The organism is Petrotoga olearia DSM 13574, assembly GCF_002895525.1.
In the GTDB taxonomy this organism is placed as follows: Bacteria; Thermotogota; Thermotogae; order Petrotogales; family Petrotogaceae; genus Petrotoga; species Petrotoga olearia.
The window spans coordinates 1-25,374 of record NZ_AZRL01000005.1 but is presented as its reverse complement, the minus strand read 5'-3'; the positions used below and the strand labels follow the sequence as shown (position 1 = coordinate 25,374).

General features: G+C 33.2%; 26 protein-coding genes. All 26 read right to left on the bottom strand.

Going from position 1 to position 25,374, the window contains the following annotated elements; genetic code table 11:
* Nucleotides 1-7 precede the first annotated feature (7 nt).
* Entirely contained in the window at nt 8-1,411 is a 1,404-nt protein-coding gene (gene dnaX / locus X929_RS03140; RefSeq protein WP_103066590.1) for a DNA polymerase III subunit gamma/tau, read from the bottom strand.
* On the bottom strand, nt 1,408-2,025 hold the full coding sequence (locus X929_RS03135) for an IMPACT family protein (RefSeq protein ID WP_103066589.1): 618 nt from the start codon (nt 2,023-2,025) through the stop codon (nt 1,408-1,410). Before X929_RS03135 ends, dnaX begins: the two co-directional genes overlap by 4 nt.
* Complete coding sequence (locus tag X929_RS03130) at nt 2,015-2,821, bottom strand: SAM hydrolase/SAM-dependent halogenase family protein (RefSeq protein ID WP_103066588.1); 807 nt, start codon at nt 2,819-2,821, stop codon at nt 2,015-2,017. The genes X929_RS03135 and X929_RS03130 overlap by 11 nt, the downstream gene beginning before the upstream one ends.
* Before the next feature lie 13 nt (nt 2,822-2,834).
* Nucleotides 2,835-4,010 (bottom strand): ABC transporter permease, encoded by a 1,176-nt coding sequence (locus X929_RS03125; RefSeq protein WP_103066587.1) that lies wholly within the window; start codon nt 4,008-4,010, stop codon nt 2,835-2,837.
* Nucleotides 4,011-4,013: 3 nt separating this feature from the next.
* Entirely contained in the window at nt 4,014-4,718 is a 705-nt protein-coding gene (locus X929_RS03120) for a hypothetical protein (protein ID WP_103066586.1), read from the bottom strand.
* A gap of 12 nt (nt 4,719-4,730) precedes the next feature.
* Nucleotides 4,731-6,089: a tRNA uridine-5-carboxymethylaminomethyl(34) synthesis GTPase MnmE gene (mnmE, locus tag X929_RS03115; RefSeq protein WP_103066585.1), complete on the bottom strand. Its 1,359-nt coding sequence runs from the start codon at nt 6,087-6,089 to the stop codon at nt 4,731-4,733.
* 12 nt (nt 6,090-6,101) lie between these two features.
* Nucleotides 6,102-9,026 (bottom strand): DEAD/DEAH box helicase, encoded by a 2,925-nt coding sequence (locus X929_RS03110; protein WP_103066584.1) that lies wholly within the window; start codon nt 9,024-9,026, stop codon nt 6,102-6,104.
* A gap of 7 nt (nt 9,027-9,033) precedes the next feature.
* Nucleotides 9,034-9,735, bottom strand: coding sequence for a hypothetical protein (locus X929_RS03105; protein WP_103066583.1), 702 nt, complete (start codon nt 9,733-9,735; stop codon nt 9,034-9,036).
* Nucleotides 9,714-10,211, bottom strand: a complete 498-nt coding sequence (locus X929_RS03100; protein WP_103066582.1) for a hypothetical protein — start codon at nt 10,209-10,211, stop codon at nt 9,714-9,716. Before X929_RS03100 ends, X929_RS03105 begins: the two co-directional genes overlap by 22 nt.
* A gap of 127 nt (nt 10,212-10,338) precedes the next feature.
* Entirely contained in the window at nt 10,339-10,644 is a 306-nt protein-coding gene (locus X929_RS03095; RefSeq protein ID WP_103066581.1) for a hypothetical protein, read from the bottom strand.
* Between the two features lie 2 nt (nt 10,645-10,646).
* Complete coding sequence (locus tag X929_RS03090; RefSeq protein ID WP_103066580.1) at nt 10,647-11,342, bottom strand: sigma-70 family RNA polymerase sigma factor; 696 nt, start codon at nt 11,340-11,342, stop codon at nt 10,647-10,649.
* A 12-nt stretch (nt 11,343-11,354) separates the two neighbouring features.
* The gene (cheD, locus tag X929_RS03085) at nt 11,355-11,852 is read right to left on the bottom strand and encodes a chemoreceptor glutamine deamidase/glutamate methylesterase CheD (RefSeq protein WP_103066579.1); all 498 of its coding nucleotides are present in this window, start codon (nt 11,850-11,852) and stop codon (nt 11,355-11,357) included.
* Nucleotides 11,845-12,477, bottom strand: a complete 633-nt coding sequence (cheC, locus tag X929_RS03080; RefSeq protein ID WP_103066578.1) for a CheY-P phosphatase CheC — start codon at nt 12,475-12,477, stop codon at nt 11,845-11,847. The genes cheD and cheC overlap by 8 nt, the downstream gene beginning before the upstream one ends.
* Before the next feature lie 41 nt (nt 12,478-12,518).
* The gene (locus X929_RS03075) at nt 12,519-13,217 is read right to left on the bottom strand and encodes a flagellar brake protein (protein WP_169924938.1); all 699 of its coding nucleotides are present in this window, start codon (nt 13,215-13,217) and stop codon (nt 12,519-12,521) included.
* A gap of 263 nt (nt 13,218-13,480) precedes the next feature.
* Nucleotides 13,481-14,335 (bottom strand): P-loop NTPase, encoded by an 855-nt coding sequence (locus X929_RS03070; protein ID WP_103066576.1) that lies wholly within the window; start codon nt 14,333-14,335, stop codon nt 13,481-13,483.
* Nucleotides 14,332-15,648: a flagellar biosynthesis GTPase FlhF gene (flhF, locus tag X929_RS03065; RefSeq protein ID WP_103066575.1), complete on the bottom strand. Its 1,317-nt coding sequence runs from the start codon at nt 15,646-15,648 to the stop codon at nt 14,332-14,334. Before flhF ends, X929_RS03070 begins: the two co-directional genes overlap by 4 nt.
* Nucleotides 15,638-17,770 (bottom strand): flagellar biosynthesis protein FlhA, encoded by a 2,133-nt coding sequence (flhA, locus tag X929_RS03060; protein ID WP_103066574.1) that lies wholly within the window; start codon nt 17,768-17,770, stop codon nt 15,638-15,640. Before flhA ends, flhF begins: the two co-directional genes overlap by 11 nt.
* Nucleotides 17,771-17,788: 18 nt before the next feature.
* The gene (flhB, locus tag X929_RS03055) at nt 17,789-18,922 is read right to left on the bottom strand and encodes a flagellar biosynthesis protein FlhB (protein WP_245858641.1); all 1,134 of its coding nucleotides are present in this window, start codon (nt 18,920-18,922) and stop codon (nt 17,789-17,791) included.
* A complete protein-coding gene (gene fliR, locus X929_RS03050) occupies nt 18,844-19,617 on the bottom strand; it encodes a flagellar biosynthetic protein FliR (protein ID WP_103066573.1) in 774 nt (257 codons plus the stop codon). Before fliR ends, flhB begins: the two co-directional genes overlap by 79 nt.
* The gene (fliQ, locus tag X929_RS03045; protein WP_103066572.1) at nt 19,618-19,884 is read right to left on the bottom strand and encodes a flagellar biosynthesis protein FliQ; all 267 of its coding nucleotides are present in this window, start codon (nt 19,882-19,884) and stop codon (nt 19,618-19,620) included.
* A gap of 4 nt (nt 19,885-19,888) precedes the next feature.
* Entirely contained in the window at nt 19,889-20,656 is a 768-nt protein-coding gene (fliP, locus tag X929_RS03040) for a flagellar type III secretion system pore protein FliP (RefSeq protein WP_169924940.1), read from the bottom strand.
* Nucleotides 20,644-21,027, bottom strand: coding sequence for a flagellar biosynthetic protein FliO (locus X929_RS03035; protein ID WP_103066570.1), 384 nt, complete (start codon nt 21,025-21,027; stop codon nt 20,644-20,646). Before X929_RS03035 ends, fliP begins: the two co-directional genes overlap by 13 nt.
* Before the next feature lie 5 nt (nt 21,028-21,032).
* Entirely contained in the window at nt 21,033-21,392 is a 360-nt protein-coding gene (gene cheY / locus X929_RS03030; RefSeq protein WP_103066569.1) for a chemotaxis protein CheY, read from the bottom strand.
* Between the two features lie 28 nt (nt 21,393-21,420).
* A complete protein-coding gene (locus X929_RS03025) occupies nt 21,421-21,849 on the bottom strand; it encodes a chemotaxis protein CheW (RefSeq protein ID WP_245858639.1) in 429 nt (142 codons plus the stop codon).
* Between the two features lie 118 nt (nt 21,850-21,967).
* The gene (locus X929_RS03020) at nt 21,968-23,989 is read right to left on the bottom strand and encodes a chemotaxis protein CheA (protein WP_103066567.1); all 2,022 of its coding nucleotides are present in this window, start codon (nt 23,987-23,989) and stop codon (nt 21,968-21,970) included.
* Nucleotides 23,990-24,028: 39 nt separating this feature from the next.
* The gene (locus tag X929_RS03015) at nt 24,029-25,240 is read right to left on the bottom strand and encodes a CinA family nicotinamide mononucleotide deamidase-related protein (RefSeq protein WP_169924936.1); all 1,212 of its coding nucleotides are present in this window, start codon (nt 25,238-25,240) and stop codon (nt 24,029-24,031) included.
* Nucleotides 25,241-25,374: the final 134 nt, after the last annotated feature.

The following is a 25,374-nucleotide window of genomic DNA, read 5'->3' as shown; positions in this document are numbered from 1 at the left end:
AATCCCCTCAGAATAGTTTCTTTTCTCTCAAGTCTGTCTTTTCTTTTTGTTGGGTTAAACTTTCTACCTCACCACCTGCAAGTGAAAAGGTGATATCGTATGATCCGTCGATCAGTAAAAATATATTCACTTTTAACTCATCTACGTACTTTTTAAGAATCTCATATTCTAGCTTTTGGTCTGAAGAGAATTTGAAGTGTATTTTATCGTTTTCAATTTCTGGGTTTGAAAATAGCAAAGCAAAATATATTGCCATGTTGGACTTCTTCTCGTGTGGATCACTGAAATAATCAAGAATTTTCTTCATAATGGGGTGTTGAGTTTCGTTGGAAACGGATTCTGTGGTAACTTGTTTTCTATACGGAGTTGTTTCTTTAGCATAAGACAAAGTTGAAGACGTAGCTGAATTTTTATGCATGAAATCTAACATCTCCACGTCGAAGATCAGCCTTTTGTTTTCACTGTATTTTAAATCTTTAAGTATATCGTTGAAGGTGCCCATCAGTGGAATTAAGTTATCTTTTCTTTCTTGAATTAGAGAATCAAAGATATATTCTATGGATTGCTCAAGAAGAATTTCTGGATCCTTTCCCAAATTGAATAGCTCTTCAGATTGTGCTAAAAATTCATCAATTTTTGAATCGGAAACATTTTCTATGAATTGTGCTATAAAATTTTCATCGAACAAACCTAGTATGTCAAGGGTGTCTTGTTGGGTGATCTTCATTTCTCCGAATTTTTCCACTTGTTCCAACATCGAGATAGCATCTCTCATACCGCCTTTTGCCCTTTTAGCTATCGTTTCCAAGGCATCTAACTCATATTCTATACCTTCAGAGCTAGCTATATTTTTCAACCCTTCCATTATATCCTTCTCACCTAAATTTTTGAAGTTTATAATTTGAGCCCTGGAAATGATGGTATCAGGAACTTTTTCCAAATTTGTGGTTGCTAAAATAAAAATGACATGTGATGGTGGTTCTTCTAACGTCTTTAATAGGGCATTGAAGGCTTCCCTTGTTAACATATGAAATTCATCGATTATGTATACTTTGTATTTTCCATAAACAGGTCTGTAATTGGAGGAATCCCTGATGTTTCTAATTTCGTCTATTCCTCTGTTTGAAGCTGCATCCATTTCTATTACATCCAAAAAACTGTTATTGTTTATAGAAACACAGTTCTCGCATTTATTGCAAGGATTGTATCCTTGGGGATCCTTGCAATTTAATACCTTGGCAAGTATCCTAGCGGTTGTAGTTTTTCCGGTACCCCGTGGGCCCGAAAAAATATATGCATGAGAAACCTCTTGCTTGTTTAATGCATTTTTGAAGTATTTTACAACATGAGGTTGTCCTAAAATTTCATCAAAATCTAAAGGCCTGTATTTTCTGTATAAATTGTTGTTCATAAAATTCCCTCCGAATTGCCAACAAAATTTAAACTGTACACCTTGTTTTTCAATAATGATAAAACGACATCTTTGTTATGTTCTAATATTTCAAATATAAAATAAACTTCGTCTGAAAACTGTTGTTTCGTTATTTTGAAGTTATTTTGTTTTTGCATGAGGTTTTGTATGAAGGAAAAATTACTGTAGTCACATTTTGCTTCGTAAATAAATGTCTTCTCGTAGGTAACTACTTTAGTATTTTTAACAACTTCTTCGGCTGTTTTAGAATACGCATCTATTAAACCGCGAATACCTAATTTCACTCCTCCAAAATACCTCGTAACTACTATCGCAACGTTTGATAGACCAAATTTTTCAATTACCCCGTAAATAGGTTTACCCGCTGTGCCTGACGGTTCGTTGTTATCCGAATAATTACCGATTTCTCTTCCTTCTTCACGAACCTTATAAGCCCAACAGTTGTGTGTGGCGTTATCATACTTTTGAGAAACTTCTTTTATAAATTTTTGTGCTTCATCGATCGAATTGACCTTTGCTATATTTCCAATAAATTTAGACCTTTCTACCGTGTATGTAACTTCGATCGGATCTTTTATTGATTTATAACTCAAGATATATCTTTATCTTCCCTTCAAAATCATCGGTAATGTTAAATTGATGAGCCGCATTGGATTGATTGGCAGAAATTTCATAGAATCCTGAACTATCAACATGCAACAATAATTCACCTTTCTTTACTTCAGCGTAGTTTTTGACGATTCTAGCTACTTTTTTTGTCCCGTTTATTTCTACTGTTACTTTTTTGCTTAAATCTAAATTCTCAAGATAGTTGGAAGATAAGTTAGTTTCAATGTTCCCAAAATCATCTGAATATAAATAATCACATATTACTTTGTTATCTTCAATGACAGGTTTTTGCATATCGAAAGTTGTTAATTTTTCTGTTTTTGGTCCAAAATGATCGATAGTAATACCTTTTGAAATATAGGCAGCAACAGGTGCAAAGATATCACGCCCATGAAATGTTGATGAATAATCGGTTTTATAGAAAAATCTTTTGTCGGCTAACTCAACAGATTCTTCAACTCCATATTCTTCGATCACAAAAGTAAATAGACCGTTATCTGGGCCAACAAAATAAAAGTTGTTTTTTGACGTTTTCAAAGCGATCGGTTTCCTGGGGCTACCTACGGTTGGATCAACAACACACAAAAAGACGGTTCCTTCTTCGAAATCCCGAGAGGCTCTGAAAATTAGAGATGCATATTTCTTTATATTAAAATGTCCGGCACTATGTGTAATATCAATTATATCCGCATTTTTATTTATTTTTTTTATGACGGACTTACACACTGAGACATAATACGAAGAGTGCCCCCAATCCGTTACAAAAGCTATAAGATCCATTAGAATAACCCCCTTATGTTTCTTGCGTAGCTTGAATTAGCATCAATGATGCCAGAAAGAAAATTACCCCAAAACCTAATAGTATTAGAATTTCAAAACTTACATCACTTAGTCCATACCCTAATACCGTTATTTTTCTCCAGCCATCTAAAGAGTATTTAACAGGAAATAGGTTCGCTATCTTTTCAAGAATACTTCCTGTAGGTATCGGGATCAAAACCCCGCCAAATACCAACATTCCTCCTATCATTGCCGTCACAAGGAAAGAAGCAGCTCGAGCCGTTTTTAAAAAAGAAGATAAAAACAAGCCAAAAGAGGTGAAAGAAAATACAGATATTAAAACGAGTAAGATCAAATTCCAGGGATTAGCTTGGGATTGAACACCAAACATTCTGAACATAGACCACGAGAACATCCCAGCAACGAAACCTATTACTATATACGATATAATTTTTGATAAAATGAATTCCCAGGTTTTTAATCCGTTTGATATATATAGATCCAGTAATCCAACCTCTCTAGCTTGACCGATAGAAGACGCTATTCCTATCATTGATAATAAGAGAATCACAACTACCGCTACGATAGGAGCAAACATATCATTAATCCCTAAATTTGTGGTTGGAGAAACAACCAAAGATCCGTCCGAGGCGCTTGGTATAAGCATTTTTATCTCTGGCTTGGGCCTCGTTTCATCGATTCCAATGCCCCCTTGAAGTAAGAACTCAGTAGTGGAGCCAACTTTTATCTCCGGTATCCCCGCAAGCTCATCAAAAACAGCTTTAAAACCGGTATATATCATCATACTGTTCTGAATTTTGTGAGGATTTGGTATTATATACAAAACCGTTTGACTACGATTGATCAGATCTTGTGTAAAACCCTTTGGAATAATCAGTATTGAATCATAACTTGCTTCTTTAATTAGTTGATTTAATTGTTCATCATTTTTAATTTCGATGGTGCTCTCAAAATTCAAAAATTGTTTTATCAAAATGAAACTGATATTCCCTAAAAGGCTTCTATCTTCGTTGTATAAAGCTAATTGAAAATCTTGGGTTATATTCGCAGGATAGAATGAAGAACCAAAATAAGCTAAAATAACAGGTATTATAACACTTAAGATTAATACTCCCCGATTTCTTAACACTTTCTTTATCTCATACCATGACATCTTTAAAATTTTCATCTGTTATCTCCTCACTTCTTCCAAGTGCTCAGATATTTTAAGTATGATGCTCGGTGATTCGTAAAAAGTCAAGGATTCATCCCCCACTAAAATGTATAATCCATAGGTATTTATATATGGTTTATGCATTGTGCTCATATTACTTGGCCAGATGAACATATCTCTGATTTTAGGGTAGTACAACGCTTGTTTCTTTTGCAATTTGAACATTCCAAAGTCATCTATTTCGTTATAATCAATGAATCTCGTGTAATATTCCCTTCCTAACTTAGTGTTGAAAGCTATACCTTTGTCTGAAAATCCAAATGCAGCAGTGGATAAATTAGTTAATTGGTCAATATTTCTAATCTCTCCCATTCCAAAATAACATATTTCAAAATCCCAATTTTCTTTAGAATGGCCGGTTACTTTTATATAATCTTTCAAATCGTCAACTATCTTTTCATCTCTCGAGGCAACGAAAATCAAAATTGTTGCCAAAGAGATATATAAGAATATCGGTATATTAGATAGTCCGATTATATTCATAAAAAGTTGTGATGCTATTAAGAGCGCCCCTTCTATGACAAATGGATTTGATCCCCTCTTTTTAAGTATAAAATATGAAATAATTAAAACTATAGAAGATATCCCAAAAAAGTACCATCCTTTTATGAAAAATTGTATTAAGGGGATTAGGCCAAAAAAAATTGAAACTAACCGATACATATATTTTACCTCCTACTTTCCAACGCAGAATGTGGAAAAGATTTTATCGAGTAATTCTTCGGTATAGCTTTCACCAGATAGTTCGTAGATCTTTTCAAGTCCTTTTCTTATGTCGTACATAATTACATCGTTAGAAAAGCCTTTCTCGAGTGAATTTATGGCGTTTAAAACGTACTCTTTAGATGATTCTAAGGTCATCTTTTGCCTCTGATTAGTTAGAGTTGGTTCTTCTATATTGACCTTCTCAAAAAACTTTTCATATATCTTATCTTCCAAAGTTTTAATCTCTCCGTTCTTTGCAGAAACTATAACAAAATCTTTGGGATTTTTTTGTTTCAAAGGATGATAATTACTCTCTTTAAAATTAGGAGAATCCGATTTATTCAATACAATTATAACAGTTTTATTTTCCAATTCATTTAATTTAGTATAAATTAGTTGGTCTTCCTGTGTAAAAGGCGTTGTGCCATCCAAGACGAACAAGATTAGATGAGAATTCTTTATGGAATTTATGGTCCTTTCTATTCCAACCCTTTCCAACGTGTCTTCTGTGTTTCGTATTCCTGCTGTGTCTATGAGTTTTAAGTATATACCGTTTATGTTCAGATTTTCTTCAATGGTGTCCCTTGTTGTTCCTGGAATATCAGTTACAATCGCTCTATCTTTTCTCAGAAGAGCGTTCAACAGGGTACTTTTACCAGAGTTTGGTTTTCCTACTATAACCGTTCTGACACCCTCAACAGCTATAATACCATTGTCAACACCTTTTAGTATTTGATCCATACGATTCACAATATCATCTAATTTGTTCTTCAAATTGTGATCTTTAAATTCTATATCATCAGGATAATCCATTTCTACCTCGATCTGGGCAGAAATATTTAGCAAACAGTTTTTTATGTCATTGATTTTTTGGGAAAGGGTATTTTTAAGTTGATTGAAAGACGCTTTTAAAGATATTTCAGTCTCCGCAGTAATTACATTGTTTACAGCTTCTGCTTTTATGAGATCCATCTTACCGTTTAAAACAGCACGTTTTGTAAATTCCCCAGGTAAAGCTTGCCTTACACCATATTTTATAATTGTATTCAGTACAGTATAAGTTATAAGTTTACCGCCATGACAAAATATTTCAAGCATATCCTCTCCTGTGTAAGAGTGAGGTTGTGAATGGTAAACCCAGGTAATTTCGTCGACTTTTTCTCCTTCTTTATTATAAAGCCAACCATAGTACATCTTCTTAGGGGTATATTTTTTTCTTTTTAATGCTTGATCTATTATGTTTTTAACGTGATTGCCTGAAATTCTTACCACCCCTATTGCTCCTGTACCAATCGGGGATGAAATGGCAACTATTGTATCATTCAACACCTTCTTCACCTCTTAGGAAAAAACCTTTTCCATATATTTCATATGGTCTTTGGGTCCATAACTTATGAGTTCTTTCGTTTCTGGATAAAAGGTAATCTTTCTTGAGTATTTGTCGTATTTTTCAATGACGGGATTTACATTTTTTTCGAATTTAAAAGATATGTATGTATCTCCTATTTCTATCTCTTTAATACCTTCCATATTGGCTTTAACTTTAATCAGTGCGTACTGAAATAATCTTTCTACCTCTTGTGGAAGTTTACCGTATTTGTCGCTTATTTCGGATCTTATATCCTCAACATCATCAACTGTTTTAGCTACAGATATCCTTCTATATATTCGCATTCTTTCAATAGAATTAGGGATATAAGACTCCGGAATAACTATGGAACCTTTTATACCTTTTATTTCTGTATAGATTTGAGGTCTTTGAATCTCTTCTTCCTTTTTAATTCCATATTCAAATAAAATTTTATTCAACATTTCATGGTAGAGATGATAACCTATGGCATTTATATGACCTTTTTGCTCTATTCCTAATATATCACCATATCCACGAATTTCTAAATCTCTCAGAGCAAGTTTTAATCCACTTCCTGGCTCGTTATATTGTTTGATCGCTTCCAGTCTTTTTTTAGTTTGAGGGGTAACTTCTTTTTTAAATAGAAAATAGACGAAAGCTCTTCTGTTAGATCTTCCGACTCTTCCCTTAATTTGATATAACTGAGAGATCCCATATCTTTCTGGATCGTCTAGGATAAGGGTATTAACATTTGGTATATCTATCCCATTTTCTATTATTGTCGTTGATAGAAGTAGATCGATATTTCCATCGTACAAATCGTTAATAGATTTTATAAACTCCTTTTTTGGTGTCCCACCATGTACCATTGTTATCTTAACTTCAGGAACGAGGCTTTGCAATTTTTTGTATAGTTCATCCAGTTCTTGCACTCTGTTGTGGATATAGATCGTTTGCCCGCCTCTAGATTTTTCTCTCAAAACAGCCGTACGTATTAGTTTATCTGAATATTTCCCTATAAATGTTTGAATGGGTAATCTACCTACTGGAGGGGTCGATATCGAAGATATGTCTCTTAATCCACTGATAGACATGTATAAGGTTCTAGGTATGGGAGTGGCACTCATCATAAGGAAGTTTACACCTTCACTTAATTTTTTGAATTTCTCTTTTTGAAGTACCCCAAATCTTTGTTCTTCGTCGACTATAACCAACCCAAGGTTTTTTACTTGTAGTAAATCTGATAATAAGGCATGCGTTCCAATTACTATGTCTATTTGGCCCTTTTTTATGCTTTCAAATAGTTCTTTCTTTTCTTTTTGAGTTTTATGACGCGTAACTAAAGCTATCTTAATTCCAAAAGGGTCCATTCTTTGTTTGAAATTTTCGTAATGTTGTTTGGCAAGTATAGTTGTTGGAGCTAATAGCAGAACTTGATAATTCGAAACAACCGTTCTGAAAGCCGCTCTCATAGCAACTTCGGTTTTACCAAATCCAGAATCACCTGACAACAATCTATCCATCGGTTTTGCACTTTCTAAATCTCTCATAACATCGTTGATGCTCTTTTCTTGATCAGGTGTCTCAACGTAAGGAAAGGTTTCCTTGAATTTTTCTTCCAATTCAGAATCCCCAAATAGTTGTATCCCCCGCTGATTTTCTCTTAAAGCATAGATTTTTTGGAGCTCTTCGATTTTTTGTTTAATTTCTTCTTTTACCTTTTGCTTCGTATTTTTCCAGCTTTTGCTGTTCAAAGAAGATATTTTAACAGATTCAGGGTCTCCGATGTATTTAGATAGTTTGTCCAATCTACCTACGGGGACATAGACCCTTGAATTATCAGAATATTCTAATGTAACAAACTCTCTCAAACCTAAAGTGGTCTCAACTTTGTTAACGCCATGATATATTCCTATTCCATAATCTTCGTGTACAACCAAGTCCCCTTCATTTAGATCTTCCCAATCAAGAAGGGGTATATATTCCAACCTTTTGTCTTCCTTTTTAGGTTTGATAAAATAAATCTTTTCTAGGGTAAGTTTTACTTCGTCGTATTTTATCTTATTCAAAATTTCAAGGTTATGTCCCGAAAACATTTTATATATTTTTCGCTTTTGTTCATTGTCACACATTTCATAGTTTTCTTTTTCTTTTTCTCTGTAAGAGTTTATGATTTCTTCTTTGTTTATTAAATAAATATCTCTCTCTTCATTTAGATAACTTAATATTGTATTTTTATCTTTGTAAAAGATTCCTGGGAGAGTGTTAAATTGATCAAGAGTTAGAACCTCTTCTTCACTTGTTTCATTGGTATATTTTTTTAACCTCTCCTCATAAATTTCTAAGTTATGGTCAAATTTCATAATTTCAGAACCAGGAATTATCTCTATTTCTTTTAAATTTTCAATCGATCTTTGAGAGTATGTATCGAAAAAAGATATTCTTTCTATTACATCATCCCATAATTCAACTCTTACGGGTTGTTCGTAAATTGGAATGAAAAAATCTCTTACAAAACCTCTTTTAGAATATTCTCCAGGACTAGTTACTTCTTCAGTAAGGTTGTATCCTAAATGATAAGGAACATTATATTCAAGATCGAATGTGTCTCCAACTTTGATCTTTTTGATTACGAATTCTTTTTTGGGTAAGGTATACTTTATTAAAGATGAGAAGGTAGTTAAAACGGTCGCGTCCATTTTCATTAATAAGGCATATAAGGTTTTCATCCTATTTGTCTTTATGTTTGGAGAGATATCCAAATTTTCAAATGGAAATATGTCAAAATCCGGATAAATGAAAAACTCTCCACCCTCATCGATATCAGGAAGATATCCATCCGGTAATACTAAAATTTTTTGTTTTTTGACTTTTTTTAGCGAGTTCAGAAAATTCACAAGTTCTTTTCTAATCAATTCAACGTTACCTCCTGATAAACTTCAAATACTTCTTATTGTTTTCTGAATCAAAGAAAACTGCACAATCAAGATAGTCAGTAATATCTGTTTCATTATTTTTGAGAAAACATATCAATTTCTCGCCTTTCCAATAGTAATTCATCCCTTCTGCTATAGGAACTTTAACATAAAAACCTAAGAAAGATAGCTTTATCTTTTGCAATTTTTTTGATGATACAATCTCCTGTGCCAACTGTAGGATGTATTCCTTCGAAACAGGCCTTTTTAAAACTTTTCTAATTGGTTTAATTACTATTTTTTGTGGTGTGCTTTCTTTAATTTTAAATTCTATCATTTTTGTCGTATTTAAGGTTGTATCTATTGGCATTGGCACATTTATTAAACTAACTCCTATCTTCATTTCACTATCCTTTATATTTATACCAAATAAAGAAGAATTTTTAATTATGCTTATCTTACTAAAATCAAAATTTATTATTTTTTTTGGCAAAAGATGATCAATTTCTTCAACAAAGGTAATTTCCTCCCCTGCCCAAGGGAGTTCTTTTATCTTTACCAAATTGTTGATATCAACGGTCTTTATTTTTGAGTTTTGAGTTTTTGAGGGTAGAAGATGGTACTTTATACTCTGGAAAGGTACTGAATTTATACGGGTATCCAAAGAAAGGTTAGCTTGATTGATAGTTATTTTTCTTTTGAAGTACATATATACACCAAAGCCTCTTTTAATCGAGTAAATGGTTCAAAGATATCAAAAATTTCTATATAAGATTTTAGTTTCTTCAATGTATTGGAATCCAACAGTTTCGAAGAATAAAATCTTAAACTCGTATTTTGATTTATAGGAATTATACCTTCTTTTTCTTTAACCTCAAAGCCTTTATCACTGCTTACTTCCATTATGTACATTATTATCTTGTCAATATCGATATAATTTATCAGATCACTGTCGTCAGTTAGTATTAAGTCCACATCGTGAGGGGAGTATAATTCATCATTACTTAGTATTTGAAAGGCTAAATAATTTTTTAGGTTTGATCCATAAATTATTTTTTGGATTTTGGTAGGTTTTATTGGTTCAGTATATTTAAACGAAAGAGGTATTCCGTTTTCATTGAGAATCAATAATCCACCTGAATAAAGCTCATCTTCTGATTTATATATTGAAAAATAACCTAACATATATTTCTCCTTCCATAATTAACATTTAAAATGGTTACTACCTTTTACCTTTAGAATTTTTCATTTAAACTGCTTTTAATCTTCTTTAGGGCACCATCGCCTCGCTCACCGCAGAAATTATAGATACTTATAACCTCAAATCTAAAAGTTTACCTCTGTATTCATCCACCACATGCCTCTTTACAATCCCTTTGCTTTCATCACTTATAGACCCCTGTGGGGAAACCCCAGTGGATGACTTATTATCAACATTTTTCTTTTCAACTTGGTCTTTACTTTTTATCCTTTTTTGTAGGTTTTGAGAATATTCACTTGCTTGTTTAACTAACAACATATTTTTGGCTGCATCGTAAGAATGAGATATTGCCTGAACATTGTTGGCTACATCTATAGATTTGGTTACCAATATTTGTAATTCATGAAGTGAAGCCATATTTATTCACTTCCTTGAATCATTTTTTTTAATTTTACCAATATCACTGAATGCAACTGGGAAACCCGTGATTCGCTTATTTCTAAAACACTTCCTATTTCTTTAAAGGTCAACCCATCGTTGTAATAAAGGGAGAGTATCAGCTTTTCTCTTTCTTCCAATTTCTCGATACTTTCTTTTAATTTATCTTGGAAGATATCTTTATAAGCCAGTATTTCAGGGTCGTTTTCTTCTTGTGTAGCTTCAAACCAGTTCTCTTCTTCGTTGTTTAAAAAATATTCATCCAACTGAAGAATCTGCCTTTTACTCACAGAGAATTTTATTTTGTCAACATCATGCTTATCAATATGAAGTTTCTCTGCTACTGAATTATCGTCTAGGCATTCATTATCTTTACATTCATAAATTAAATCTTCGTACTTTTTTACTAAACTTCTTATCTCTTTTGGAAGCCAATCTATTCTGCGCAGATAATCATACATCGAACCTTTGATTCTTTTTAGAGCGTAGGTGTAAAAAGTAGTACCTTTATCTGGGTTGTATCTTTTGTATGATTGAAGTAATCCTATGATCCCCTCTTGAATCAAATCCTCTACCTCTATATTTTTAGGTAAAGTGGTTTTTAAATTCAAAGCTATGATCTTTATTTTAGGTAAAAATTCCATTACCAATTGTTCTTCATTAATTTTGTACTTCATTTATTTGCCACCTTAAATTACTGTGATTTCTACCTTTTCTCCTCCGCCAACCTTTTTAACCTTTAGTTCCCCATTTGCAATGTTAAATTCCACACTTCTGGCTCTGTTACCTCCAGTATCTTCAGCGATTATTTTTATGTTGTTTTCTTTTAAAATTTTTTTAACCGCCTCAACATTCTTACTTCCTACATTCAAAGAATTATTAGAATTTTTGAACATAGCTGCTCCTCCTGCTATCTTAGCTTCAAGGTATTTAACGTTTCCACCTAAATCTACAATTCCATCTATTATCGCTTTTATACCTGTGTCTGCATATTTACCGATCTTCTGATCATTTTTGTTGCTTCTGCTTTCAGGAAGCATTATGTGGACCAAACCTCCAATGAGGTTGTTCTTATCTCGTAGGCAAACCGCCACGCAGGAGCCTAATCCTAATGTGACTAAAATAGCAGGATTTTTATCTACAATGTATTCACCAATTCCTATTATTCTTTTCTTACTCTCACTCATTATTCGTCCCCATTCCTATGGCTTTTAATAATTTTATAATATTATTTTCGTCTGATAAATATATTAAGAAGCCTTTTACGTTTCTTTCATACTCTTCGATGTTTATATCTGTTCTAATTAGGATTACAAAATCGCTACCTTCAGTAACCATAAGAGAAGATTCGGAAACTATGGCTGTCAACATATCCACGGTAATTTTTGGTGGCAAGGAATGTATGTTCAAACCAGTGAAATTGGAAATGGCAGATATATAAGAACTACACATAATATTGCCAACTTCCCCAATGGCTGAAGAGGTCATTTCATCAATTTCCGTTAAATCTTCTGGCCTGGGGAGCTTTAGCAGTTCCAAGATTTGTTTTGTTTCTTGGGTTCCTAGCAGAAACAAAATAGCCCCATGGAGTTCTCCACCAATTTCTATCATAGCCCCGGCTGTTATTTCTTCAGGATCACTAAACTCCTCCCATAATTCTGAAATCGGTATAATTTCAGCGGAAGGAACGGTGATGTCAATTTTTTTGTTCAACATTGTTGAAATAGCTGTCGCTGCATTCCCTGCACCTATGTTTCCTAATTCTTTTAATGCGTCCAATTTTTGTTCGTTGATTTCATCATAGATCGACATTAAACTTCCCCCTTTTTAATCGAAAACCAACACAGATTGTATCAAACCTTTTTATATGACTCTCGCTCTAATTTGAAAACGAACCTTACCAGCTCTTCTTCTTTATCTCTCGTTAAGTTTAAAAACTTAATTCCATAAATGTATTCTCCACCTGTAGTTTTATCAATTAACCTAACAACCTGTGATTCCATGTCTTCGAGTCTGATCTCATTTTTTAAAGATAGCTTTAATATTATTCTTTGACCGACTTTCAACTCTTTAGAGGTAACAATAGCCAATCCTCCAGCACTGAAATCTTTAGTTATAAACCTGTATTGGGTGGGTTGAACGTTCTCTTGGTTTTTACTATTTTCTTGTTCCTCTTTGAGATAAAAGGTGCCCTCTTCAGAAACAGGAATTCTGGCGTGTTGCCTTCTTTGTACCCTAACGATTGTTTCAGGAATGTTTATCATAAGGTATCTTATATTCCCTTCTTTTCCACTACCGTAAACTTTGCTTTTGAATAAATAAACGGCCCTAGAAGAGTATGCTCGCATTTTTAGATTTGTACCTTGAAAAATTTTCAGATACGCCCCTTTAAAAATCGGCATTCCAATTTTAGCTAGATTAGTGTTGAGGTCATATTCGTATAAGATACTTTTATAAATCCCTTGAATTCCTTTTTCTTGAATTTCTAAATCCAAAGGCATATTAGTGTATAAAACATTCTTTGAACTAACTTTTTCTACAAAATCAGACATCTTAAACTCCTTTTCCATCCATTCTTTAGCGCCCCTTTGCCCCGGGCGTTAAGGTGTTCCCCCTTAAAAACCCCAAATTCAAGGCCTGACCCATTTAAAAACATGGTTTACACAGTGGCGCAAACAAGGGTAAACCCCTTAAGATCCCCAAGTTCAAGATCAAAATCCTTTAAAAACATAGTTTGCATACTGCAGCAAACAGCGCCCTCCCCCCGCTACCCGCCCATAAGCATAAAGAATTTTCTGATCTTTCACCCCGAATATCAAAAGCCTTTCCCGAACATTTCTTTCAATCTCTGTGTAAAATTGGTGTGGGAAGAGGTTTTTATATTGAGTATATCGGAAGTTATCTTTTTTATATCTTTCGAAAATTTACTGTTTTCTTTCAATGAAATTAAAGGTATCTGTCTCTTCACACTTAAATGAACATTTTCATCGTAAGAAATTTCATAAAAGTTTTTTATTTCTCTGTTTAAAAACCTTTTTGTAGTTCTACTTAAGACGGATTTAACCATCTCTACTTCGTTTTTATTTTTGATCATGTTAAGAATTATCTCTATTTCTCCATTTACATTCAAAATAGATAAAGCTTTCATCAAGCTGTAGGCGTTAACTACCGCTGTTGGTTCTGGGACGGTTATTAGAAATATAGTATCGGAATTTAGATAAAAGTTATTGAGTTTTTCAGAATACCCGGCACCTACATCTATAATAAAAAAATCCACTTCTTTCAACAAATTTAAAAATTCATCCATTATCGAGTCATTAAAATTATTTTGAAAGATCTTCCAATCTGTAAAATCAAAACCGCTGCTTATTATCTTAACACCATACTCTGTATCTTGAACGCACTCATCGAAGGCGACGTTTCCTCTCATATACTCACTCAAAGTGTTTTTAACAGTATTTCCCATCAGAATAGAAGCGTTTGCAAATCCGGCATCCGAATCAAATAAAAGTATTCTTTTCCCATGTGTGGCTAAATCAGCAGCGATATTCACTGATAATACCGACTTACCGACTCCACCTTTTCCACTTACAACTGTTATAATCTTTGTCTGTGTGCTTAAATATTCTTCCCTTAAGCCAGATGCTTGATCTCGATATATACGGTTCATTTAAATACCTCCTCCACTGCTGCACGAGTCAGCCATTCTTTAGAAGGAAACTTCAAATCTTCAGGAACCCTTTGACCGTTTGTTATCCCCAACAAAGGTAATCTCGAATATTCTAGGAAAGAAAATAATTGCCCAAACGATGATGTTTCATCCATCTTTGTAAAAATTAACGTGTTGGGTTTTAGAAAAGAAAAATTATCATAAATATGCATCATATCTTCACAATTGGTGTTAGAAGATATTAACATTATATTGTAATCAGGTTCAACTACATCTTTGAACACTTTGAGTTCACCCATCTGTAAATTGTTCTTATGGCTTCTCCCTGCAGTGTCTATTAGAATTACATCAAAATTCAGAAGTGATTCCAAAGCAATTTTGAGATCAGAGGGGGTATAACAAATGTGAAGCGAAATACCTAGTATGTCTGCATAAGTTTTTAGCTGATCTGTTGCAGCTATTCTATAAGTGTCTATTGTAATTAAAGCAATTTTTTTATTCATTTTTTTTAAGCTAGCTGCAATTTTGGCCAAAGTTGTTGTTTTTCCCACACCTGTGGGACCTATAAACATAACTTTACCTTTTATATCACTAAAATTTAAAATTTCTAAGCTTTGATAAAGCTTTTTTTCAAATCTTGTCCTTATAATTTCTTGATTTTTCCAATTTTCTTCGACTTTTAAATCGCTCAATTGGTTTAAGAAGGATTCGATGAAAGCATTTGAATAAGATTTTTCGTACAACTTTTCCTTTATATCTTGAAGGTAGAAATTGTTTGCTTCAATTTTTTTATTCAACTTTTCAACCATATTCATCAACTCTTCTAATTTCAAACTATCTTTTATGTTACTTTCAGAAGGTTCCTTTTCATTGTATTGATGGTAAAATGCTTCTGCGCTTTTGTCTATCTTAGAGGAAATTTCCCTACTTGTTTTTATAAACTCTGTTAAACCATCTTTCGAATGTTTATCACTGGGTTCTTTATCAATGTTTAAATACGATGGTTTTGATATATTTTGTTCTTTTTCTTTTTTTCTATAAAATTCGGGTGTATTCCTTTTTATTAGATCGTTTAACGAATAGGTATTATCAGCTTCCTTTGGGTATTTTTTTGATTTTTGAGGATTGCGTTGAGAATTTCCATTCTCTTCACTCAAAACGGTAACTTCAAGATATCTTTCTCCACCGATTCCAAAAAAACCCCCTTTTTTAACTTTTTTTGTGTCTAAAATATAAGCGTCTTCCCCAAATTCTCTCCTTATCTTTTCCATCGCTTCAGAAATTGTTTTTACGGTAAGTTTTTTAATTTGCATTGGATCTCTCACCTTCTATTTTCACTATTTCGTTCACGTTGAGAGAAGTATCCGAAGGTATCTCTTCGTATGCAATGATACTGATGTTTTGAATAAATTTTAATATAAATCTGGCAAACGGATATCTTATGTTTTTAGAACAGATTAATATAGGATTAAACCCTTTCATCATCATATTTTCCAGAGATTTCGATATTCTTTGTACCAAAATATTTGAATATTCTGGTTCAATTATTATAACCCTTCCCGAATCAGATTCCCTTATCGATTCAGACAATTTTTTCTCTATGGACGGATCCAAGGCAGTAACGTGAAGATCTCCATCGTCAGATTTTAAATTTTCCGCTATTTGCCTCCCCATTGACCTTCTAACATACTCTACTAAGTTCTCAATATTATTTCCATATTTATCAACTGCTTCGATCAAACTCTCAAAAATAGAGGAGAGATTCCTTATTGAAATCCTTTCATACAATAGTTCACTTAAAACCTTTTTCAGTTCATGCATTTTTAGCATTGTTGGAATAAGGGTATCTACAAGGTTGGCATAATTAACTCTCAATCCATCTATTAATATTTCTATTTCCTTGGTACCGATGATTTCGTGAGCATATTTTTTAATGGTTTCAGAAAGATGGGTGGCAAAAACACTCGGTGCATCAACAGTCGTGTAGCCTTTTTCTATAGCTTCCTCTTTTAAACTCTCGTCTATCCAGAAGGCTCCCAAACCGAAGGCAGGTTCTTTTGTTTTTATACCTGGTAATTCTTCAGAAGCCATACCTGAGTTTATGGCAAGAAGTCTATCGGGGATCAATTCAAATCTACCAACTTCAACACCTCTCAATTTGATGATGTATTCGTTCGAACTCAATAGAACGCTGTCTCTTATTCTAATGGGAGAGATAACCATACCCAATTCATAGGCTAATTGTTTTCGAACAACGGTTATCCTATCTAATAGGTCTCCACCTTGATCTGGATCAGCTAAAGGTATCAATCCATAACCAATATCTACTTCAATTGTATCTCCTTGTAAGACTTCCGAGACTTCTTCTGGAGTTGTAAGGGGTGGCGCAAAACCACCAGAAACACCCCTTTTTTCACCTTTTGGCGCGGTTGTAACTCCCATTCCTACGCCACTCGACCCAGGAGTTTCGTAAGCTAATTGGCCTTCACTTGCTCTATTCACATAAGCTACGAAAAGCAAACCTCCTCCTAAAATCAACGAAGGAAAAATTGGAATTGGTGTCAACATACCTAAAATTATTATTATTCCACCAGCTATATTCAAAACCCTTGTGTCAGAAGTAAGTTGTCTTATCAAATCTACCCCAAAATTATCTTTTGAGGCCGCTCTTGATACTATCATACCTGCTGAGGTTGAAATTAACAACGCAGGAATTTGAGCAACGAGCCCGTCTCCTACGGTAAGTAAAGCAAATACTTCCGCTGCCTCTGCGATCGTCAGTCCCTGCTGAAGCATTCCGATTATTAAACCTCCAACTAAATTAATCAGAGTTATTATCAAACCGGCTATCGCATCTCCTCTCACAAACTTACTAGCTCCATCCATCGCTCCATAAAAGTCGGCTTCTCTTCGTATGTCTTCTCTTCTTTGCCTAGCTTCTTCTTCGTTAATCAATCCGGAAGACATGTCAGCATCTATACTCATTTGTTTGCCAGGCATGGCATCCAAAGTGAACCTTGCGGCTACTTCTGATATTCTTTCTGTTCCTTTAGTTATTACAAGAAATTGAATTATAACAAGGATCAAAAAGATAATGATTCCCACAACATAATTTCCACCGACAACAAAGTCCCCAAAGGCCCTAACCACTTTCCCTTCGAAATTTTTACCGTTTAAGAGTATCAAACGAGTAGACGAAACGTTCAAAGCCAACCTAAAGATGGTCATAACCAATAACAAAGAGGGAAAAATAGAGATATCCAAAGCCCTTTTCAAATATAAGGTGGCCAGTAAGATTATTATCGAAACGATTATGTTCAATAGTTGCAAAAAGTCTAGCAAAAAGGTTGGAATAGGTATAACCATCAACACAACTATCCCGACGATAAGTATCGAAATTACTATATCTAACCCTTTTATTCTATTAAAATCCATCGCTAACCCCCCAATGAATTAATAACTGAGTTTGTAGACGTAAGCTAATACCTCTGCAACTAAAGTGTATAGGTGTTCTGGTATTTCTTCGTTTATGTCAACTTTCTCATAAATTTCCCTTGCCAGAGCAGGCCTTTCTAAGATCGGTATTCCATGTTTAAAAGCAATATCTCTTATCTTGAAGGCGACTTCGTCCTTTCCTTTTGCTACAACTATCGGAGCCTGCATTTCTTCAGGTTTGTACTCTATCGCAACAGCATAATGAGTAGGATTGGTAATGACAACATCCGCCTCTGGGACTTTTTGCATCATCCTACTTCTTGCTAAATTTCTCATCAATTCTCTTTGTCTTTGTTTAATTTCAGGGTTCCCTTCAATTTCTTTTCGTTCTTGTTTGACCTCATACTTACTCATTTTTAGCTCTTTTTTATATTCATACCTCTGATACCAAAAATCAAACAAACTGAGAAGAAGTAGGGCTATCCCTAATTGAAACAGTATATTAATAACTAAATCAAAAATCATATTAAAGGAAAAAGAAGTTTCTTCCTCTGCCAACGAGAGTATCTTATACCAATTGGACTTTATTATATTAAAGGTTAGCAATCCCAATATGGCTAATTTTAATAGGGCTTTTATAAGTTCCACTACTGACCTTAAAGAAAATAACCTTTTAAATCCTTTAATAGGATTTATCTTGCTCAAATCCAATTTTAAAGATTTAAAAGTAAACAAAAATTTGGTTTGAATCATTCCCAAAAGGGTAGAAACTACAACAGCAACACCAAAAAAAAGTACCAATTTAATGTATAAGTTCATATGTGCTTTAATTTCATATCCAAGCAAATCTGTTGGTGAAAAATCTAAATCTAAAGATAAATAATCGTAAAATACCTTAAAAATATCATTAAGTAGAGGCTCAAATATTACCCACAAGAAAAGGGAAATCGATAAAAAACTAACCGCCATATTGAACTCGTTCGATTGAGGAATGTTTCCTTCTTCTCGAGCTTTTTCTAACCTTCTAGGCGTGGGATCTTCTGTTTTATCTGGATCAGCAAAAAGTTGAAGGTTTATTGAAATAGAAGAATCATCGACTTTTTTATCCATTCCATTAGTTGAAAAAATAGAGTTGTAAATTGATCTTCCCAAATCAAAATCACTCCTAAAAAAAGCAAAAAGCCTACCAGTATCTCTAGTGGAATACCAACCATAAAAACATTAACCTGAGGTATCAATCTAGAAACTATTCCCAAAGCAACCTTCAAAAGAATCATAAATGCAATAAACGGCATCGAAAGTTGAAGCCCTATAGTAAATACATCAAATAATTTTTGTGAAAAAACCATAAACCCTTCAGGTGTTAGCGTAAAAACAACTGGAATCTTGTTGAAAGAATCAATAATTATTGAGTATAAAATTAATGGCCCTTTAAAGATAAAAAAAAGAAATATACTGAACAAAAATGAAAGTTCTGAAATCAAAGATATTTCATCGCTAGTTACAGGATCGAAAACATTTGCCATTGCAAATCCCATTTGTATACCAATCGTTTCTCCTGCAAATTGAAAAGCATAAAACAAAATATTGGATATTAATCCTACACTACTTCCAAAAAGAAAGTTCATCAACAAATAGAATATTATCACAAGAGGTGGCGAATTAATGGGAAATGTGCCGTTAACCTCAAAAAGCACCAAATAAGAAATAAAGAGTGTTATAAAAACTTTTACCTGAACAGGAACGAAAGCGGTACTAAAAAAAGGGATAAAAAAAGTAATTCCAGCCAACCTAGCAAAGATGAAAAAATAAATCCATAATTGGTATGTTAAGTTTTCTAATACCACCTAAATCATTCCCAAATAATACGTGAATAACTCAAATGAAAAATCTGATAAGTTTTGCATTATCCAAGAGAACATCAAAACCAGCGCAAGAAAGGTTATTATAATTTTAGGTGCAAAAGTTAACGTCTGTTCGTGAAGCTGTGTAACTGCTTGAAATATACTTATAATTAACCCTACGGCCACACTTATTATTAGAATTGGAGAGACTACTTTCAGAAAAAGAAGTATCCCGTTTTCAAAGACCTCTATTAGTACCTCTTCACTCATGAGATCATCCTCCCACAAAACTCCTTACTAATCCACCAATTAAGAGATCCCATCCATTTACCATTACAAAAATCATTATTTTAAAAGGTAAAGAAATCAGAATTGGAGGTATCATGATCATCCCCATTGATAATAGAATACTTGCTACCACCATATCTACTATGATAAATGGCAAATAGAGTAATATACTCATTTTGAAGGCGATTTCCAACTCGCTTATTGCAAATGCTGGTACCAGAATTTGAAAAGGAGTTTCTTCGATATTATCTATCTCTATATTCATTGAAGATGAAAGCATATAGATATCGTCTTCGTTTTTATGAGCTACTATCTCTGAAATCATGAAATCTTTGAATTGTTGCCAACTAATTTGTATAGCTTCTTGATAATCAATCTCATTTTGGTTGTATGGAATAATCGCCTCTTGATACACCCCATTAAAAACAGGAAACATTATCATTATCGTTAAAAAAAGAGCTAAAGCTAGCATTACTTGATTTGGAGGGGCTTGCCTAGTGCCCATGGCTTGCCTCAAGAAGCTTAGCACAACTACTATTCTTGTAAATGAAGTAAATAACATCAAAAATCCTGGGGCTAATGATAAAACGGTTACAATTAAAAGTATTGTCAACGTCGGCGTTAAGGTATTAACTTCTTCGTCTGCGTTTATTTGTATATCTACCCCCGGAAGTTGAATGGTATTTTGAGAAAAAATTTGATTGAAAGATAGGATAAAAAGAATCAGGATTATTATTATCTTTACTTTTTTAATTTTTCCTCTTCCCTTTCCCTTGAAATTTTATCTTTTTTCAATATATTTGAAAAGGTTTCAAGAAATTTAGGATGTTCATTCATAATTTCCTGAACCTCTTCTTCTTCTAACTTTCTTATTATTTCACTGGAATTGGAAGTAGCCAAAATAATGTAATATTCTTTAAAAACTTTTAATATTCCAACATATAAATTCCTATCTAGATAATATTTTTTTACCATCTTCACTTCCCTGCTTTTAGGACCCTTTTTTAATGTTTTAGCCAGTATATAATAAAATACCACAACAAGTATGATGAGTAAAATTATGGCTAAGAACCAAAAAGACACATTAACCAAATTATTGGTTGGAGTTGCATAGTTAGTAGGCATTTAAACTACTCCAATTTTTGTAAAGCTTCAATAACCCTATTAGGTTGAAAGGGTTTCACGATAAAATCTTTAGCACCAGCCTGAATGGATTCTATAACCATAGCCTGTTGGCCCATAGCACTGCAAACTATGATCTTAGCGTTAGGGTCCATCTTTTTAATCTCTTTTATAGCTTGAATACCGTCTTTAACAGGCATAGTTATATCCATGGTGACAAAATCTGGTTTTAGTTCTTGATACTTTTCGACCGCTTCTTGACCATTGTTAGCTTCTCCGATTACTTGATAATTTGCTTTTGTTAATATGTCTTTTAACATCATTCTCATAAAAGCTGCATCATCTACTATTAAGACTGTTTTAGCCATTAAAACACCTCCGAAGACTTTAAAATTTTTACTTTTTTAATTCGGCCTCTAAGATACTTTCTAAATCGAGATATACTATCAATCTATTTTCTATCTTTATAACGCCTTTAACTTTATCTGAATAAGTAGACTCTTTTGAATGGAATTTTTCCAACTTGTCGGGATCAATGGAAAGAACGTTTTCAACTTCGTCAACATACATTCCTATCTCCTCTTCGTCTATCTTTAAAATAAGGATATTTTCATAAATATGGTCATTAGGAACTTCAATACCTAAAATTTTAGTTAATTCGATAACAGGAACTATTCTTCCCCTTAAATTTATTAAACCAACTACGAAGTATTTTGAATTCGGAACGGGTGTTACATCGGTCTTATCTACAACACTTTCTATATTCTCTATGGGCAAAGCATATTCTTGATCCACAATTTTGAAAGAAAGCACGTCTTCCATCATATATTTCCCCCTCTTTTACAACTATTTATAACACCTTTCTAACTTCTAAAATTTGTTTAAGAACTCTTTAGCCTTACTACACACCTTCATTTAATTACTTTAGCAATTAAATTATTTATTATATTAAAGAAGCTACATCTAATATAAGGGCTATCCTACCGTCTCCTAAAATTGCACCTCCACTAAATTCCTTAACATCATTCAGCAAAGATCCCAAGGATTTGATAACTATATCATCTTGACCTAATAACTTATCGACAACTACACCATATTTTTTGTTTCCCATTTTCACAATAATAATATATTCGTTTGAAGAACCTTTTTTCTTTTCATAACCAAATAGTTTCCTTAATCGTACCACAGGCATTACTTCCCCTCTCAAAAGGAAAACTTCTTGACCTTGGACAACTTTTAACTCACCGTCACTCATTCTTTGAGTTGTATCTATGTTAGCAATTGGTATAGCATAGACATGCTCATTTACAGTTATTAAAAGAGCTTCAATAATTGCCAAGGTAAGAGGTAAACTAATACTTATCTTTGTACCTTTTTCCTTTTTTGTTTCCAAAGAAATGGTACCTTTTAAACTTTCTATAGTACTTTTAACTACATCCATTCCAACCCCTCTACCTGACAATTCAGTAGCAGCGGTTTTAGTAGAAAACCCTGGTAGAAAGACGAAATTGTATATTTCTTCATCACTCAATTTCGAGGCTTCTGAAGAGCTGATCAATCCTTTATTTATAGCGGTGCGGAGTATTTCATTTTTATCGAACCCTTTTCCATCATCTTCGACTTCTATGATAACTCCATTCCCTTCATGCCTAGCTGATAACTTCAAAGTTCCTGTTTCAGGTTTACCTTTGGCCAAACGCTCATGAGGACCTTCTATACCATGATCTATGGAGTTCCTTAATAAATGAACTAACGGTTCACCTATCTCATCAACCACAGTTCTATCTAATTCCGTTTCTTCTCCTTGAATAACAAAGTTCACTTTTTTCCCTAATTCCTTTGCAAGATCTCGTACAAGCCTTGGAAATCGATTGAAAACAAACGCGACAGGAACCATTCTAATTTTCATAACAACATTTTGGAGATCTAAGGTTATCCTTGAAAGTTGGGTTAAACTTTCGTCAACATCTTTTACATCGTATTTACTTAAAGTCTCAATAATTCTACTTCGAGCTATAACGAGTTCTGCCATTAAATTCATCAACTCATCCAATTTATTTATATCTACTCTGATACTTTTTGAAAGCTTAACTTCTTTTTTGTTGTTCTCTAAACCTTCTTGTTTTAATTCTTCTTCCTCATCCTTATTCTCTTCTCTCGAAAAAAACAGGTTGTTTGTTGAAAATTCATCAACATAAACTGATTCCACTTCGGCAACTTTATTGACGAGTTCTGCTATCTCTCCAATACTTTTTGAGGTAACAACTCCAAAAATCAACTCTTTATCAAAATTTTCTTTTTCTATCTCTTCAACGCTAGGATACGTATAAACTATCTCACAACCGTTGTCTTCTAACTTGTGATGTATAGCGTAAGCTCTTGCTTGTTTTAACTGAACACCGTCCTCTAAAATAACATTTAAAATTAAAAAGTTTAGATTTCTTTCTTTTGCTTTTTTAAAAACTTTCTCCAATAGCTCCTTAGTTTCGTTGTCCATTTTAGAGTACAAGTTGTTCCTCTGTTTATCTAGATTTTCTTCTTTTTCAGTTATTTTATCTTTAGGAGGTTTAGACGAACCAGTTAATTCTCCATACGAGTCAATTTTATCTAACAGTTTTTCCAGTTTTTCTATGCCCCCCTTCCCTCCTTGGGCGATATCTGAAATACTCTCTTCCAGTGCGTCTGAGGCCTTAAACAAAAAATCCATCAGATCATCAGTTAAATCAATCTTTTTATTTCTTAATGAATCTAACACATTTTCCAATTTGTGTGAAAATTTAGCCAAAGTATCAAACTCCATTGTCCCTGCCATACCTTTTAAGGTGTGAATTACTCTAAAAATCTCGTTTATTATTTCTAGGTTACTTTTATCTTTTTCAAGTTCAAGTAGAAGGTCATTAAGCTCTTGAATATTTTCTTTAGATTCCTCTAAAAAAACATTTAAATATACATCATAATTCGCCAATTCTATCCCCTCCTATTTCAAACTATTCTATTCCCTTTTCTAGGGATTTTGATTTCGAACTAAATTTAAAATATTCCAAAAAGCAAAATAGGTTGCTCTTTTTCGAATTTCATTCCTGTCTCCTGAAAAAACTTCTTTTAGGGCAACAAAATCCTCATTAGTGAGAAAACCAAACCATACAGTCCCCACAGGTTTTTGTTCACTTCCTGAGCTCGGCCCTGCAATACCACTAACAGCTACACAGATATCACTTTGCATAATTTTCTTCAAACCATATGCCATTTCTTTGACGGTTTCTTCGCTAACAGCTCCAAATTTCTCTATCGTTTCTTTTTTAACATCCAATAATTTCACTTTTGAGTCATTAGAATACGTGACCACGGAACCTTTGAATATATTAGAAGCACCGGGAATGGATACCAATGTATCCGAAAGCATTCCTCCAGTACATGACTCAGCAAAAGAAAGTGTTTTTGAAGCTTCCATTAATGTGTTAAATAAAGTAATTTCTAAACTTTTGAAACCAATAAAATACTTACTAAATTGAGATAGTATCTTTTCCAATATAGGCTCAAAATCGTCATTTTTTTGCATTCTAACCCTTAAACTTGGACCGATATACTCTTCGATTTTAGTAGAGTAATCAGTGTTTTTTAAGATAACTGAAACTTCCTGCATTAACTCAGCTTCTGTTAAACCATAAAAGTAAAGTGAATATTCTACGTCGTCGCTTTTCACATCTCTTTTTAATTCATTATATATATATGTATCAAAGATTGATTTCATCTCATTATACGGTCCAGGCAATAAATAAATGGTTTTGTCGTTAACTTGAACTTTCTGACCGGGGGCACTTCCTATAGGATTTTGTAATATCTCGGAATTTTTTAAAACATAACTTTGTTTTTTTAATATGCTTAGGTATTTTCCACTTTTGTTATAATAATACTGTTTTATTTTCTCAAATAAATCTTCATTTAATACGATATCTATGTTGCAAATTTCAGAAACAGCTTGAACTGTTAAATCATCTTGTGTTGGTCCTAACCCACCTGTTATAAATATTGTATCACACATTTCCAATGCTTCTTGAATTGATAATTTTATCAAAGGTAAATCATCTTTTACATTCGTTATTTTTAAAGTATCGTATCCAATATATTTGAGCTTTTCAGCAAGGTATTTTGAGTTTTTGTCTAATATAATACCTTCCGTTAGTTCATTACCTGTTGCAATTATGCAAGATTTCAAAGATGTCACTCCTATAGTTTATATTATTTAAACAAATTCATTATATTTTACCACAATTTTTTTCGTATTTTCACCCTTTATTCATTTTAATATTTTGGTGCTATAATTGGACATTAAGGGGTAAACCCCTTAAG

Coding starts and splice junctions, on each gene's coding strand:
- dnaX (WP_103066590.1), bottom strand. CDS start 1,411: ATGAACAACAATTTATACAGAAAATACAGGCCTTTAGATTTTGATGAA.
- X929_RS03130 (WP_103066588.1), bottom strand. CDS start 2,821: ATGGATCTTATAGCTTTTGTAACGGATTGGGGGCACTCTTCGTATTAT.
- X929_RS03125 (WP_103066587.1), bottom strand. CDS start 4,010: ATGAAAATTTTAAAGATGTCATGGTATGAGATAAAGAAAGTGTTAAGA.
- X929_RS03120 (WP_103066586.1), bottom strand. CDS start 4,718: ATGTATCGGTTAGTTTCAATTTTTTTTGGCCTAATCCCCTTAATACAA.
- X929_RS03105 (WP_103066583.1), bottom strand. CDS start 9,735: ATGTACTTCAAAAGAAAAATAACTATCAATCAAGCTAACCTTTCTTTG.
- X929_RS03100 (WP_103066582.1), bottom strand. CDS start 10,211: ATGTTAGGTTATTTTTCAATATATAAATCAGAAGATGAGCTTTATTCA.
- X929_RS03095 (WP_103066581.1), bottom strand. CDS start 10,644: ATGGCTTCACTTCATGAATTACAAATATTGGTAACCAAATCTATAGAT.
- X929_RS03090 (WP_103066580.1), bottom strand. CDS start 11,342: ATGAAGTACAAAATTAATGAAGAACAATTGGTAATGGAATTTTTACCT.
- cheD (WP_103066579.1), bottom strand. CDS start 11,852: ATGAGTGAGAGTAAGAAAAGAATAATAGGAATTGGTGAATACATTGTA.
- cheC (WP_103066578.1), bottom strand. CDS start 12,477: ATGTCGATCTATGATGAAATCAACGAACAAAAATTGGACGCATTAAAA.
- X929_RS03075 (WP_169924938.1), bottom strand. CDS start 13,217: ATGTCTGATTTTGTAGAAAAAGTTAGTTCAAAGAATGTTTTATACACT.
- X929_RS03070 (WP_103066576.1), bottom strand. CDS start 14,335: ATGAACCGTATATATCGAGATCAAGCATCTGGCTTAAGGGAAGAATAT.
- flhF (WP_103066575.1), bottom strand. CDS start 15,648: ATGCAAATTAAAAAACTTACCGTAAAAACAATTTCTGAAGCGATGGAA.
- flhA (WP_103066574.1), bottom strand. CDS start 17,770: ATGGATTTTAATAGAATAAAAGGGTTAGATATAGTAATTTCGATACTT.
- fliQ (WP_103066572.1), bottom strand. CDS start 19,884: ATGAGTGAAGAGGTACTAATAGAGGTCTTTGAAAACGGGATACTTCTT.
- X929_RS03035 (WP_103066570.1), bottom strand. CDS start 21,027: ATGCCTACTAACTATGCAACTCCAACCAATAATTTGGTTAATGTGTCT.
- cheY (WP_103066569.1), bottom strand. CDS start 21,392: ATGGCTAAAACAGTCTTAATAGTAGATGATGCAGCTTTTATGAGAATG.
- X929_RS03025 (WP_245858639.1), bottom strand. CDS start 21,849: ATGATGGAAGACGTGCTTTCTTTCAAAATTGTGGATCAAGAATATGCT.